Source organism: Sporosarcina sp. FSL K6-1540 (assembly GCF_038620285.1).
Lineage (GTDB): Bacteria > Bacillota > Bacilli > Bacillales_A > Planococcaceae > Sporosarcina > Sporosarcina psychrophila.
Genome location: NZ_CP152018.1, coordinates 4,082,612 through 4,096,455, shown reverse-complemented (window position 1 = coordinate 4,096,455; position 13,844 = coordinate 4,082,612). Strand labels below are relative to the sequence as shown.

General features: G+C 35.8%; 10 protein-coding genes and 2 pseudogenes. 9 read left to right on the top strand and 3 right to left on the bottom strand.

Annotated elements, in window-relative coordinates; translation table 11 throughout:
* Positions 1–206: 206 nt before the first annotated feature.
* The 5 genes from MKY15_RS19275 (at position 207) to MKY15_RS19255 (ending at position 6,377) form a co-directional block, all read left to right on the top strand.
* On the top strand, positions 207–647 hold the full coding sequence (locus tag MKY15_RS19275) for an NUDIX domain-containing protein (RefSeq protein WP_067209570.1): 441 nt from the start codon (positions 207–209) through the stop codon (positions 645–647).
* A gap of 378 nt (positions 648–1,025) precedes the next feature.
* Positions 1,026–1,529 (top strand): hypothetical protein, encoded by a 504-nt coding sequence (locus tag MKY15_RS19270; RefSeq protein WP_342538269.1) that lies wholly within the window; start codon positions 1,026–1,028, stop codon positions 1,527–1,529.
* 274 nt (positions 1,530–1,803) lie between these two features.
* Positions 1,804–2,628, top strand: coding sequence for a methyl-accepting chemotaxis protein (locus tag MKY15_RS19265; RefSeq protein ID WP_342539787.1), 825 nt, complete (start codon positions 1,804–1,806; stop codon positions 2,626–2,628).
* A 630-nt stretch (positions 2,629–3,258) separates the two neighbouring features.
* Positions 3,259–4,302, top strand: a complete 1,044-nt coding sequence (locus tag MKY15_RS19260; protein WP_067209562.1) for a hypothetical protein — start codon at positions 3,259–3,261, stop codon at positions 4,300–4,302.
* Between the two features lie 323 nt (positions 4,303–4,625).
* Positions 4,626–6,377, top strand: a complete 1,752-nt coding sequence (locus MKY15_RS19255) for a M3 family metallopeptidase (protein WP_342538268.1) — start codon at positions 4,626–4,628, stop codon at positions 6,375–6,377.
* 131 nt (positions 6,378–6,508) lie between these two features.
* Here MKY15_RS19255 and MKY15_RS19250 read toward each other — a convergent pair.
* A pseudogene (locus MKY15_RS19250) lies at positions 6,509–7,714 on the bottom strand (IS110 family transposase).
* 365 nt (positions 7,715–8,079) lie between these two features.
* Here MKY15_RS19250 and MKY15_RS19245 point away from each other — a divergent pair.
* The gene (locus tag MKY15_RS19245; RefSeq protein WP_342538266.1) at positions 8,080–8,238 is read left to right on the top strand and encodes a hypothetical protein; all 159 of its coding nucleotides are present in this window, start codon (positions 8,080–8,082) and stop codon (positions 8,236–8,238) included.
* Positions 8,239–9,099: 861 nt separating this feature from the next.
* Here MKY15_RS19245 and MKY15_RS19240 read toward each other — a convergent pair.
* Together MKY15_RS19240 and MKY15_RS19235 are read right to left on the bottom strand one after the other, a co-directional pair.
* Complete coding sequence (locus tag MKY15_RS19240) at positions 9,100–9,582, bottom strand: GNAT family N-acetyltransferase (protein WP_340742154.1); 483 nt, start codon at positions 9,580–9,582, stop codon at positions 9,100–9,102.
* 106 nt (positions 9,583–9,688) lie between these two features.
* Entirely contained in the window at positions 9,689–10,243 is a 555-nt protein-coding gene (locus MKY15_RS19235; protein ID WP_338656581.1) for a GNAT family N-acetyltransferase, read from the bottom strand.
* A 384-nt stretch (positions 10,244–10,627) separates the two neighbouring features.
* Between MKY15_RS19235 and MKY15_RS19230 the strand changes: the two genes are divergently transcribed.
* The 3 genes and pseudogenes from MKY15_RS19230 (at position 10,628) to MKY15_RS19220 (ending at position 13,531) form a co-directional block, all read left to right on the top strand.
* Entirely contained in the window at positions 10,628–11,305 is a 678-nt protein-coding gene (locus MKY15_RS19230; RefSeq protein WP_342538265.1) for a GNAT family N-acetyltransferase, read from the top strand.
* Positions 11,306–11,980: 675 nt separating this feature from the next.
* Complete coding sequence (locus MKY15_RS19225) at positions 11,981–12,322, top strand: hypothetical protein (RefSeq protein WP_338656584.1); 342 nt, start codon at positions 11,981–11,983, stop codon at positions 12,320–12,322.
* Positions 12,323–12,445: 123 nt separating this feature from the next.
* A pseudogene (locus tag MKY15_RS19220) lies at positions 12,446–13,531 on the top strand (IS3 family transposase).
* Positions 13,532–13,844: the final 313 nt, after the last annotated feature.

Below are 13,844 nucleotides of genomic sequence, written 5' to 3'. Positions count from 1 at the left end.
ATCATGATTTATAGTCCATCAAATCAATATATTGGAGAACTATAACTAGGGTTTTGCTTATAAACGTCTGAAACCAAGGATCGTATCTTTTACAGGTTGCATAAGGTGCCTATTGACATAAAAGGTTCGAGGGGGAAAATTTCAGCATATGATGCATTGAAACTTTCTCAATCAGCCTTATTTTATTACTTAAGGGGATAATTGAAATGAAGGAAATTAACGAACTTAAAGCAGGAGTCGCTATTATTATTTTAGATGAAGATAATCGAGTATTATTGCAGAAGAGAGCTGATGTGGGGCTATGGGGGATCCCATCAGGACATGTAGAGATCGGGGAGACAGTATCCGAAGCAGCTATTAGGGAAATGAAGGAAGAAACGAATTTAGATATACGAATTACTAAGCTAATCGGTGTTTACTCTGATCCAGATTCACAGGTGTTTTCATACCCTAAAGGAAAAATAGTTCATTTTATAACAACCTGTTTTTTAGCTGAAATTATAAGCGGAGAACTTCGATGCAATTCTTCGGAATCACTCGATATTCAATATTTCGAACAACAAGCTTTGCCAGCAGATTTGTTGAAAATGCATCCTTGCTGGCTGAAAGATGCTTTGGCTGAGAGAGATTTGGCGTTTATACGTTAAGGTTCAGCGCTAAGAATAAGTACAAATGGAGAACGTCCAACCGGGCGTTCTTTTACTTTCCAAAAAGAAAACTGGCAAACAATGCGTTTGGTGGTTTTCTATTAATTAAGGGAAAACAAATCTACCGTTGACGGCATGCTGCATACGCGAAACGAAAGCCGAAAGATAGAGAAGGTATAAGGCTAGGATAGCAATGCGATTAGTCTGGTTATCCAAAAATAAGGAGTGTGGAATGGCTGACGGAGAGGTGACATTCATTTGAAGAAAATGCTATGATTAGTAAATCAGTGTGTAGAGATATTGGCTTTCTCATTAACCAAAAATATATGTCTCATGATACGTCTGCCATCTGAAATATTATTCGCGGAGATGACAAACATGCATGGAGAAACAAGACTACCTAGAAACGGAAGAGAAGGTATATTATTTTTATTAATCATTTCAATTATTTCAGTAAACACAATCGCCCCTATTATTACAGGGTTGGAACGTGGCTTCAGTAAAGAGGTATATCTAGATACATTAAAGATTATTCCGTTTATGTGGATAATCGTAATTTTATCAGTACGATTGATTGCGGGACCGATTGTTGGCAAGCTGATACCAAAATTCGTGGGACAATCAGATGGGTTTAATGCCAGAATTCTATTGAATACTTTATTGAATGTTACGGTATTATCTATTATTCTATCGATTATCGGAACTTGGGTTGGTACGAAACAAATAAGCCTAGAACCATTTAAAAATTTCTTTCACATTTGGCCAAGAAACTTTGGTATAGCATTTTGGATTGAACTGTTGGTTGCACAGCCAATAGCAAGATTTGCGATGAAAAGATTACATGCAAGACAGGGTCGCAAAGCCGAAAGTGTAAATGCGTAACGCGCAGCAGGAACAAACTGCAAAGTAGTGAAATTGAATAATTATTAATGTGAAAACGTCCATTCGGGCGTTTTTTACATTTGTAAACCGATGCTGTGTTGAGTTAGGTAATTTGGTACCGTAATACTTGATGGTGATAAAAAGGTCTTTCGTCCTCCTTTGTAGTAGTATAGTGTAGAGGAATTATTATGGGAAATAAAATCTGTAATTCCACTCTTTTCTATTATGTTTTTAAGAATAGGAAATCTATTATAAAGGAAGTAGGCACATGAACATGAACATTGCTACAAATATAAATATTAGTACCCAAGTATTGAATGAAAGAGCGGTTTTAGCTTCACTAGAATCTAATTTAGCTATGATAGAATTCAATTTGGATGGGAAGGTTATTTGGGCAAATCAGAACTTTGCACAGACTTTGGGGTATAGTGTCAACGTAATGAAGAATATGTCACATGAACAATTTTGCACCTTAGAATTCCGGAATAGTAAGGAATATGCTGAGCTATGGGATAATCTAAGGAAAGGTAAAAAGTTTCAAGAGAAGATTCATAGGGTTAGTAAAGCAAAGGATTTACTTTGCCTAGAAGCTACTTATATTCCCGTTCTAAACGATAAAGGTGAAGTAAATGCTGTACTTAAAATCGCAACAAATATTACAGAACGCGAAAATAAAACGATAGAAATAGTTTCTCAATTAAAAAAGTTGTCTGAGGACTTAGGGGAAATGGTTACTGATAACTCTACGGAGAACATAAAAGCATTTCAATCTTTGAAGGAACAAACCAATTTAATAAGTGAAGTTTCTAAATCAATACGAAACATTTCTTCGCAAACTAATATTTTGGCATTGAATGCAGCTATTGAAGCGGCTCGAGCAGGGAAACATGGACTCGGTTTTAATGTGGTGGCAACAGAGGTTCGAAAATTGGCTGGTGATGTCGAAGGTGCGATAAAAAAAGTGAATGCCAACGTAGACAACATTACAAAAGAAGTAATGAAGGTCAGTGAAGTAACGGAGAATTCACAAAGGGCGGTTATTTCAACTCAATCTAAAATTAATGAGACAATGAAGGAATTTGAAGGTATTACTAAGTAGTAAACTAGCGTATTTTATTTGTAAATTAATTATATGCAACAAGTCAGAACGTTCCACTGGGCGTTCTTTTTCTTTGCTCAAAAATAGCGAAGGGGAGTGAAATGGAGGATGCCGGATGTAACAATAGAATCATCTATTTTTAAAACAGTTAGACATTAAAGCGGACAAATTGATGTCCAAACAGTAAAGATTGCGGTGCTAGAAAAATCAGACCAACGCGAAAATTAGGAGCTGTATGTCTAAAGATTATTTGGGTTATTTGGTACATTCAAATATTGATAAACCTGATGTCTACTACCATACCTAATGACCTGAACAATGTTTTGAAACTGTTTCATTCACTATTCGAAAAAATGAATTTGGATTTTTAGTTTTAGGGAGAGAAAGAATCTAATAAATGGAGAGAATTTTACTGCTCGATGTATGTTTGTAAGGAGAAAAGAAGGAAATAGGTGGGGATAAATGGAAACAACTATAGAGTATATTGAGTTGGAAAGTTAGTTCTTATTAAGTCAACGAGTGCGTTCGTTGAACTGTAGAAGATGGTCTCTTTTATTTTTAAAAGTAATAAGTGTTGCGTTTGGGAGTAAAATAAATTACTGTTTAAAGTAACGAAGGAGGGAATCTAAAATGGATGATATTCGATTAAACGTGGCATTATTGAGAAGAAAGGTGCCGAATTTAACATCCGCAGCAAAATCAATTGGAATTCGACCGGCTACGGTGTCAAATTTATGCACAGGTAAAATCGATTTAGGAAAAGCAGAAGTCCGCACTTTAGTCGGTCTCGCAACACTTGCTAACTGTTCAGTAGACGACTTGATAATTCGAGGGGAGAAACTGAATATGATTGAAACGAAAATTAAAACATTGGATTTTTTTGCACCACTTGTAAAAGGAGGTACTACTGGATTAGTGGCTCGTCCAGGCATGGGGCAAGTTGTTATATTAGCCGAATTAATGCACCGTTTTAAAGAGAGTGATTACACAACGGTCTTTTTACTTCCAACAACGAATCATCCGGAGCTTGAAGGCACGACTGAATTGGCTGATATAGTGACGGCGACAATCGACGAGACATTCTCAAAGTTAACTTCACAAAACGGAGATGTAATTTTTATTTCAGACAAGAGTTTTAATGCGTCTGGTGAACTATTAGATTTGCAGGAACGATTAGTGGCAGAAAGAGTTCAAAACATCACAACAATTCTTGTTGATCTCTCTGGAGAAGCTGTGGATGAAGAGATGCCATATGGTCCACTTGAAACATTGTGGCAATTGGATGCAGACTTGGCTACACGACACCAATACCCAGCTATACATCCAATTTATTCAACTTCTTCTATTTTGGAAGGGATTGACTTGGACCAACGTCACTTTAATTTGAGACAACGTGCACAAAAATTACTTCGTCGATATCGTGAGTTACGTTCAGTAGTAGCTGTGCATGGGATTGAGAAAATTCCTGCAGTCGAGTTAGAGACATATAATCTCGGAGAGCGACTAGAGGCGTATTTCACACAACCATTATTCGTAGCAGCAGCATATACAGGACAACAAGGTAAAGCTGTTTCAATGTCACAAACGCTACAAGATGTGGAACATATTTTAGATGGCGAAGCAGATCATTTATCAGTCGAAGAGTTAAAATATAGAGGAAATTTAGTGTTATAAAGATAAAAATGATTGGGATTTAATTTTCAATCATTTTTTCGGTGTGCCAAGCATGGGCGTAATCTATAGGGTGCAAATCCCAAGTATTATTCAACTAACCTACCCGTTCGCCATACATATAGCGCTGAAATTGTGCTACATGTATGGCGAACGCGTGCGTTACTAAAATAAGTAGAGGCGCATTTTTACTAACGGGCAGTTTAGTTAAAAAAAGGGGATTTATTCTTTGTGATTTATTAATATTCAACAAAGAATTATTGGGGCTTGATGTAAATATCAGTGTGTAGCATTTAAAGTATAATCAATAACAGGAGGAGAAGTGTATGGAAACATTTGATACATCAATTCGTTGGGATTTGAGTAATCTTCTATGTGGTCTAGACATGGAAAAGTTTAAAAATTATTTGGGTAGTATTAAAGAAAAATTGATAAAAGTCGAGGAGTATTCAAAAACAAATAACTTGAATGACGGCGAATTGATCATTATTTCGCAAGCAATTAATAAGATTGAATCAGCAGAATCCTTTTATTACTGCTTAACTACAGAAAATATTGACCCTTCCCTCCTTACATCATTAAATGGATTCATATCAGCTTTAAAATCCCAAGTACGCTTTATAATATCAAATTTGCAAGAGAACCTAAGTAATATGAGTGAAAAACAATTTACAGATTGGTCTAACAATATTAATCAAAAAAGTTTGATAGCTAAGTTACTAAAGGATGTAAAAATAACAAATAGTGAAGAAACAATTATATCAAACTTTACTCGAGAAACATTAAGTGGTCTTGAAGACCTTTATGGACAAGTTCGTAACAATTTGAAAGTAAAAGTCTATCTTAATCATGAAGAAAATGAAATTTCTTTTGCTGAAGCTAGCAATTTATCCTTGTCTCAGCCAGAACAATCTAAAAGGCACAATGTATTTAGAGAACTAAACAAAACCCTTGAAATAGAAGCAAATATTTTTGCTTCTATTTATAATCAAATGGTTGGAATAAGACTTAATGAAAACAAGATAAGAAAAGTAGATTACCTTGATGAATCATTACAATTGAATGGCATATCCAAATCAACACTTAATACTATGTGGGATGCAGTAGATTCCAATATTCATGACCTTTCCGGCTATTTAAGAATTAAAGCAGAAGAAGTAGGGAAAAAGAATATTTCTTGGCATGAGTTGATGACTTCATCTCAAGAAGTTTCTCTTCAGATTACTTTCTCACAAGCGATCGATGGAATAACAAAGTCTCTTGTAAATATTGACAGGAGTATGTGTGAATTTGTAAAAGAAGTAGTTACAAAGGGATGGGTAGATGCAGAACAACGTAAAACAAAATCTTCGGGTGGGTTTTGTGCTCCATTTACTCCAGAAGGCGAATCACGGATTTCATTAAATTATGACAATAGCATAGACAGTGCTAGAAGACTTGCACATGAATTAGGTCATGCTTGGCATTTCCAACAAATGAAATATGTTCCATCCCTTTCGTTCTCAGAAGATACATTTGAAATGACAATGGCGGAAACCTCTTCAATCTTTTTCGAAACTGCATTTATTGATTATGTAATTCAAAACACAAACGATGTGTCTATTAAAAAAGCAATTCTTGGTTCGAAGATTGAGCGTTCCCTAAATTACTTGATGTCTATTAGAGGAGCCTTCTTATTTGAAAAAAGGTTTTATGAGTTTAGAAAAGATGGACAATTAGATGCAAAACAGATGGAAGAACTTTCGTTACAATTTCAGGAACAAGCATATGGAAGCAGTTTAAGTGAAAATGAGCCTTTTGTATGGATTAAATATGGACAGTTCTATCAAGCGAATACTCCCTTTTATAATTATCCATACTCTTTTGGCTTCTTGTTAAGTATTGGACTTTTAGAACTTGCTAAAACGGATGAATCATTTAATCAAAAGTTTAAAGGGTTCCTAAGTGAAACTGGGATGCTGCCACTTGAACAACTAATTAAAAAACATTTCCAATTAGATCTTTCTGAGTTGGAATTTTGGCAACAGTCAGTCCGGAGGTTAATTCAAGATATAGAGCAGTATAACCAAATTTTATGAAATATTGTACTTCAACTTCCATGAAAATTAAATGCCAAACTTCGCAAAAATGACAACGCTAAAGGAGACACTGCTCAATATTTTTAAAAAAGAGTGCAGCGTCTAGTTCCTGACTCAGATTATTTGTTGGATTAGGAGACTTCTGGTTCAGTGATTGTAACGTTGTACCCTAAGTTTTCGAGCCTTCGAACAGAATACCGTACAATGGATTGTTGTTTTTGTTTGTCGAAATAATCTTCGCCTAAGTCTACATACATCTCTTTGCGTGTTAAGAGATAATAGGCGATCCTTAAAATGGCATGGGTGACTGAAATACCTGCACGTTTTTTACCTTTTCGTGCTGCAGTGCGCCTATACATGACTCCAAGATAGGTTTTTGACCCTCTTATTGAGTGAGCGGCTTCTATTAAAGCTGACTTTAAATATTTGTTTCCTTTTTTCATATTCGTGGATTTCCTTTTGCCAGCACTTTCGTTATGGCCAGGAACATAGATGGTAAGAGCTTGGAAATTGATTTCCGACATCGGTTCCGACTTCAGCTAAGATTTGTTCAGCCATACGTGTAGCAATGCCAGGAATAGAATCCAACCGCTCAATATCTTCTTGGTGTGAGGATAGTCTAGAAGCTACTTCCTGGTTTAGTAGCTCAACTTGCTCACTTAGAAAGTCAATATGAGTGAGAATGGTTTTTATCATGAGCCGTTGGTGTGAATTGATGTATCCACGAAGAGCGAGTTCAAGATCATCTTTTTTCTTTTTCATTGTACGTCGAGCGAAGCGCGCAATTTTTATAGGATCATCCTCGCCATCTGCGATGGCATTAAGCATGTCACGAGCTGAAACACCCATAATATCGGAGACTACGGAGCCCAACTTGATATTCGCTTCCTTCTAACACTTGTTGAATCCGATTATGTTGTCTTGCACGCTCTTCAATAATGCTGCGATGATAGCGAACCAACCCCGAAGTTCCCGTTGATTTCGATCAGGAATAAAACTCGCTTTGAGTAGTCCATGACGAAGTAACTTGGCAATCCATTCGGCATCCTTCACATCGGTTTTGCGACCCGCACTACTTTCATATGTTGGGCATTCACGACTAGAAACTCAATATTCTCAGATTCTAGTATGTTAACGATAGGCTTCCAAAAGACGTCTGTACTTTCCATCGCGACGTGGGTACACTAATGCTCCTTAATCCAGTCAATCAACTGTAATAGAAATACAGTCTTGGTAGAAAACATTCGAATCTCCTTTCCTTTTGGAGTCATAATACACGCAGTAATCGAATCTTTATGAACGTCCATACCGCATGCATGCTCAATGATTACTTCCATTGTAATCATCCTTTCTACGGCGAATAGTATTGGAGGCTAGTGCAACAACTAGAGTAGGATTAATCTCCCATGAGTGCTACTCGTAAGGGAGCGACATTCTGTGATGCACCGTGGTCGTTGGAGTCAGACTAACGGATGGGCTCTATGGCACCATAGTTGATCGACCTTCCTCTCCTAGCCTAAATATCCAATACCCGTTCTGTACACATTTTCATCCTCTGTGGTGTAGCGCTGACTTTGCGCTACATGTATGGCTAACGGGGCATTATAGTTGAATAATACATTTCAACTATAATAAATAAATGTTAGTATAAAATTATAATATTAAATCAATCTGAACTTACGCGGTTGAGGGAGGGCGATTTGTGAAAAATTTATTATTAGCAATCTTAGGGGCAGTTGTGGCAGCGGTAGTATTAAGTTTGATAACAAAAGATTTTGAAATGGATGTATTAATTTTCCTTATCTTAGGTATTGTACTTGGTTATAGCATTGGAAAGAAAGAAAAAGCAGACTCGAATTAGGGAACTATCTAACTGAATAGGGAAATTATTTTAGTAGTGTTACAATATCTTTTATTAAACTCCCATGAAAATTAAAGAACTCTCAAAATCAATAAAATGGCATAAAAAAAAGACTCAGAAATAGTTTTTTAAAAAAAGGCTGAGCCTACAAAAAGATTATATTAAGTTGAAAGTTAATCAAAAACCAACTCCATTCTTCATAGAATAAAGGCAGGCTGGTGCAATAACCAGAGTAGGATTAATCTCTCATGAGTGCTACTCGTATAGAGTGCGACAGTCTGTGATGCACCGTGGACGTTGGAGTCAGACTAACGGATTGGGTTCTATGGCACCATAGTTCATCGATTTTCTTCGCCACCCGTCCTAATCTATACCCGCTCTGCACACATTTTCATCCTCTGTGGTGTAGCGCTGATTTTGCGCTACATGTATGGCTAACGGGCGACTTAGTTGAATTATTAAACGTATTCAAAAATAGAAAGCATCAGTGCTATAATTGATGCTTTTTTGGTCTATAAAATAAGTGTTACTGTTTATGTCTTTTATCATTTTCCCCTTAAATAGAACCCATTACTGTATTTGAAGTCCTTTTTGTTTATAAATGATTTGCCCACTATATTAGTGATTACGGTCATAAGAATGTACCGCTTCTGCCATGTTTTTCACCAGCGATTCCCGCAAGACTAACCACTCGTTGCCAATGAGTTTACCAATGTGGTAACGTCAAGAAAGAGCAAAATTACAATGGTAAGGATTTTGAAAGATAAAAAAGCCTAACCCCATCGTATCTTGAAAGAGGAATTAGGCTTATGATCTTCCATAATCGCACCCGTTAATGGAACAATGGATTGGTAAAGTGATTTATATTTTTTTACTTAGGACTTCCCCTGATAAACCGTCTATTACACAAAACTCTTGGGATTCAAAACCCAGGTTACTCAATATCTTTTTAGAAGGGAGATTCTCTGGATCAATAATAGCTTTTAACACCATAATTTCTAATTGATTTGCAATTTCAATTATTTTTTTGGCCGTCTCTGTCCCATAACCTTTCCCCCAGTATTCTGGTAGCAACATATATCCAATTTCTGCTTCACTAATTTGTTTTTCATTTAGTGTCAAATGCCCAAGTCCAACAAAGGTCTCATCGAAACAATCATAGACTTTATACGATCCGTATTTTTCATATTTTTCATTGCGTTTTAACAACTTTTGAAAATCTACTTTGGCTTCGTCATAAGGGATAGCCCGCTCTGTTATTTGCGCCATTACACTCTCGTTCGAAACAAGACTATAATAACTATCAAAATCATCTTCTTGAAATTTTAATAATTCTAAGTCCATATTTACCCCCAAATTATTATTTTGTGTGCATATTAATTAACAAATTGTATAGTCAATAAATATCTTAATCCTTACTTAATTATCTGGCCCGATTGTGGAAGAGTAATTATTTGTTGTCTGGATGCCATTTCAAAAACATTTCTCTCTCTATTACATTCAAAATGCATGGTGAATTCACTTGCGATTCTAACTTACTATGTTCCTCTAGAAACTCTGATTGTACACCAATTCTTATATAAGGAAGATTCTCTTGGGCCTTTTGAGAACGGACATTTGATAACTTCGCTCCTGCAAATACATGTTCTAAATTCAATATTGTAAAGGCAATATATAGAATTTCTGATTTAGCTAATGCGTTATAACCTTTTCCCCAATATTGATGCCCTATCCAAGTACCAATATGACAAGTTTTAGTGATGCTATCAATGTCTTTTAGTGTAATTACGCCAATTAAATTTTCGGTTTCATCAAGAATGACTCTTGAATATTGCTTACCTAGTCTTTCTTGCACCAGAATAAACTTGATAAAATCAATAGTACCTCCAAGTGAAGTTTGGTCATTGGTAAGTCCTAATGCATCTTTTACTTGAGGTGCCGATGATAGTGCAGACATTGATTTTGCATAGATTTTATTATGTGGCACTAATGAAATCTTTAACAATCTTATCCCCCCAAAAATATTGATATTTAAAACTCTATCTAACAATCAATCTGGTCCGTTTGCGAAAGGTTGATCTTATTGAAAATCAGTCAAATTTATATAACTAGTATAACATTATCAATTCCGGAAAATCTGGTTTTCTATCTTTGATCAACCAGAAGGTATGAAGTGGTAATAACTATGTCAAGGAGGGTACATTTCATTGGGCGTAGTCAAATAAGCTATTATTGTATAGAAAGAGAGGGTATTTTGTATTTGCATTGAAACAATAGGCTTTATTAAGGTCTATTGTTAGTTTTTTGTATTCAACTAACGGACAGGTCAGTACATCAAAATACAAAAACAACGCCTAGATTGATAGGTTTAAATTATGGAGGAATGTTTATGTTATCTGACTTAGAATTGATGGAAAATCATGTAAACGTGTTATTTAAACACGATACTGAAAATCGAGTAACAGTCGTGAATGAACCACCATACGATGTTGCAACAAGAATTTTCATTGGCGGCACCAACCTGGGGAGTGTAGTAAGGTATTCAAATAAGCTGGATGCGAGCCTTGTAGGGAAGTTAGAACAGGTTATTGGTACAAATCCTGATGCTTATCTAGGAGAAGTAATCAATGTTTTAAGCATAGACAGTAAATTAAATAATTTATGGATTGGACCAGCGTATGTGTTTTCTGTTGTAAGGGACAAGGCCCATACACAAGCAATACAAGTAACTCATGAAAATAAAGAACTTTTAAAGCCTTATTTTCCATATACATTTGAGGATTTTGAGCATAAGCAACCTTGTTTTGTAATAGTTGAGGACGATATTCCAGTTTCCATTTGTTGTAGTGCAAGGAGTACCACAAAAGCAGACGAAGCAAGTATATTCACACATGAAGATTACCGTGGACGAGGATACGGTATAGATGTTACAAATGTTTGGGCAACAGAGGTGCAAAAACAAGGACGAATTGCTTTATATAGCACATCGTGGGATAACTTTGCATCCCAATCTTTGGCAATGAGGCTAGAATTGCTTCGGTATGGAACAGACATTCATATAAGTTAAAGTAACCGTAAAATGTAAGACTCCTTCTTCAGCTAACGAGTAGGTTTAATTTAGTTGAATTATTAAACGTATTCAAAATAGAAAGCATTAGTTATAGCTAAGCCGTTCAGTCTATAAAAGGGTACTAATTATTAATGGGATATGATTTTTGAAAGATATATGCTTAAAAATCTGAATAGTATTAGTGGACTGTTATTCAACTCCCGTGAAAATAAAAAACTCTTATTATTGATAATAGCACATAATAAAAAGCTCAGAAAAAATTTTTAAAAAAAGACTGAGCCCTGCAAAAAATAAAATTGAATTGAAAGGTAGATCAAGGATCAACTCGATTCTTCAAAAAAAATATAGCAAGGGTGGTGCAGTAACCAGAGTAGGATTAATCTCCCATAAGTGCTACCCTTATTGGGTGCAACATTATGTTATGCACCGTGGTCGTTGGAGTCAGACTAACGGATAGGGCTCTACGGCATCATAGTTCATCGACCTTCTTCGCCAGCCGTCCTAATCTATACTCGTACTGCACACATTTTCATTCTCTGTAGTGTAGCGCTGATTTTGCGCTACATGTATGGCTAACGGGGCAGGTTACTTGAAGAGTTTTTTATAATTTGTGTTCAACAATCGGACCAGGTTGTTGAACAACGCCAATCAATCTACTTTTAGGAGTTTATTATGAAAAAAATTAATTTCCCTATAATTTTTAATTTAATAGTTCTTTTATATTTATTTGCAACTTTTTTTCTTCAATATGAATTTTTATTTATAACTCGTATTGTTTTAATTGTTTTTACAATAGTATTTTTAGTGATTCAAATAAAAAAAGAGTATTTTTTGGTAAATAAAATGATATTTATTATTTTTAGCGTGATTATTATAATTGCTTTAATAGTAAGTATACTATTCGATAATACTTCCGCGAATAGCCTGACAAATAATAGGTTTTTTTTAATCCCTGTATTTGTTTTTACTCTTGTTGGTATTATGTATAAAGATTTATATGATAATAACAAATAATAAAAAGCTCCTTTTAGTTCAACCGTAAACGGCACTGACCTAGAAATATGAGACAAATAAAAACACCTTTCGTTGAAAAACGGGTATTGATACCCTAACTAGACAACGTGGAGGTGTTTTTTTATGGGAACAAGAGTGAGCTATCCAGTAGAAGTGAAAATGAAGGCAATTGAGATGCGTTTGGCCGGAATACCCGTGAAAGAGGTATTAGCGACGTTAACTATTCGGAACCACTCTCAATTAAAGACATGGATGAAATTGTATCGTGAGGGTCAATTACACCGCCTAGAACAACCAGTTGGAAAACAATATGCCTTCGGCAAAGGTCCTCAGTACGAAACGGAGACAGCTAAATTACAAGTAGAAAATCGTTATTTAAAACAACAGATTGAGGTCTTAAAAAAGTACGCAGAGTTGGAGAGGACGTGGTTCCCAAAATAGTCGTGCAGCTTGTCGAGGAATTAAGCGAAATTATGCCAATCACGGAAATTTGTAAGCATCTGGGTGTACCTCGTTCAACCTATTACCGTTGGAAAAAGGAAAGTGGAATTGAAACAAAGAAGGACAAGCATCTTACAAAGTGAACAAGTAATTTGTGAGAAAACAGTCCAAGATGTGATGCGAAAATACGGGTGGCAATGTCGTGTGAAAGTGAAGAAACGTAAGCGTACTGGACAGCTAGCTTATATTGCGCCGAATTTATTAGCACGTAATTTTAGATCGGAGAAACCGTTTGAGAAGCTGGTCACAGATATTACTTACTTGCCTTTTGGTCAATCCATGTTATATCTTTCAAGTATTATTGATTTGTTTAATAGCGAGGTCATTGCCGAAACGATTGGGCAAACGCAAGATACACAATTTGTCTTAGATACACTCAAGCAGTTGCCAGACTTGCCAGAGGGCTGTATCTTGCATAGTGATCAAGGTTCGGTTTACACGTCGTATGCCTATCAACACGCAGTGAAAGAAAAAGGAATTACCATGAGCATGTCCCGCAAAGGCACGCCCGCTGATAATTCCCGAATTGAGACGTTTCACTCCTCACTAAAGTCTGAAACGTTCTATCTCGACGAAATTCACCGGACAACAAATGCATATGTCATCCAAATCGTCGAAGACTACATTGATTATTATAACAATATCCGTATTCAAACGAAATTAAACAGCCAGTCGCCGGTAAAATACCGTCAACTGGCTGCACTATAAGGTGTTTTCTTACTGTCTCAAAAACGACAGTCAGCGCCAACTGAAAGGGGCTTTTGTTATAATAAGAGACTGTTAGTTGAAGAAAAATAAAGCTAATTAGCATTCTTGTTTCTATATTCGTTATTCCATAATAGTGTGCAATTGTTTAATAAGTGTCTCTGTTCTTCTTAAACTCACATGAAAATTAAAGAACTATCAAAATCAATAAAATAGCATAACAAAAAAGACTGAGCCTACAAAATGATTATATTAAGTTGAAAGTTAGTCAGTAACCAACTCCATTCTTCATAGAATAAAGGCAGGCTGGTGCAAT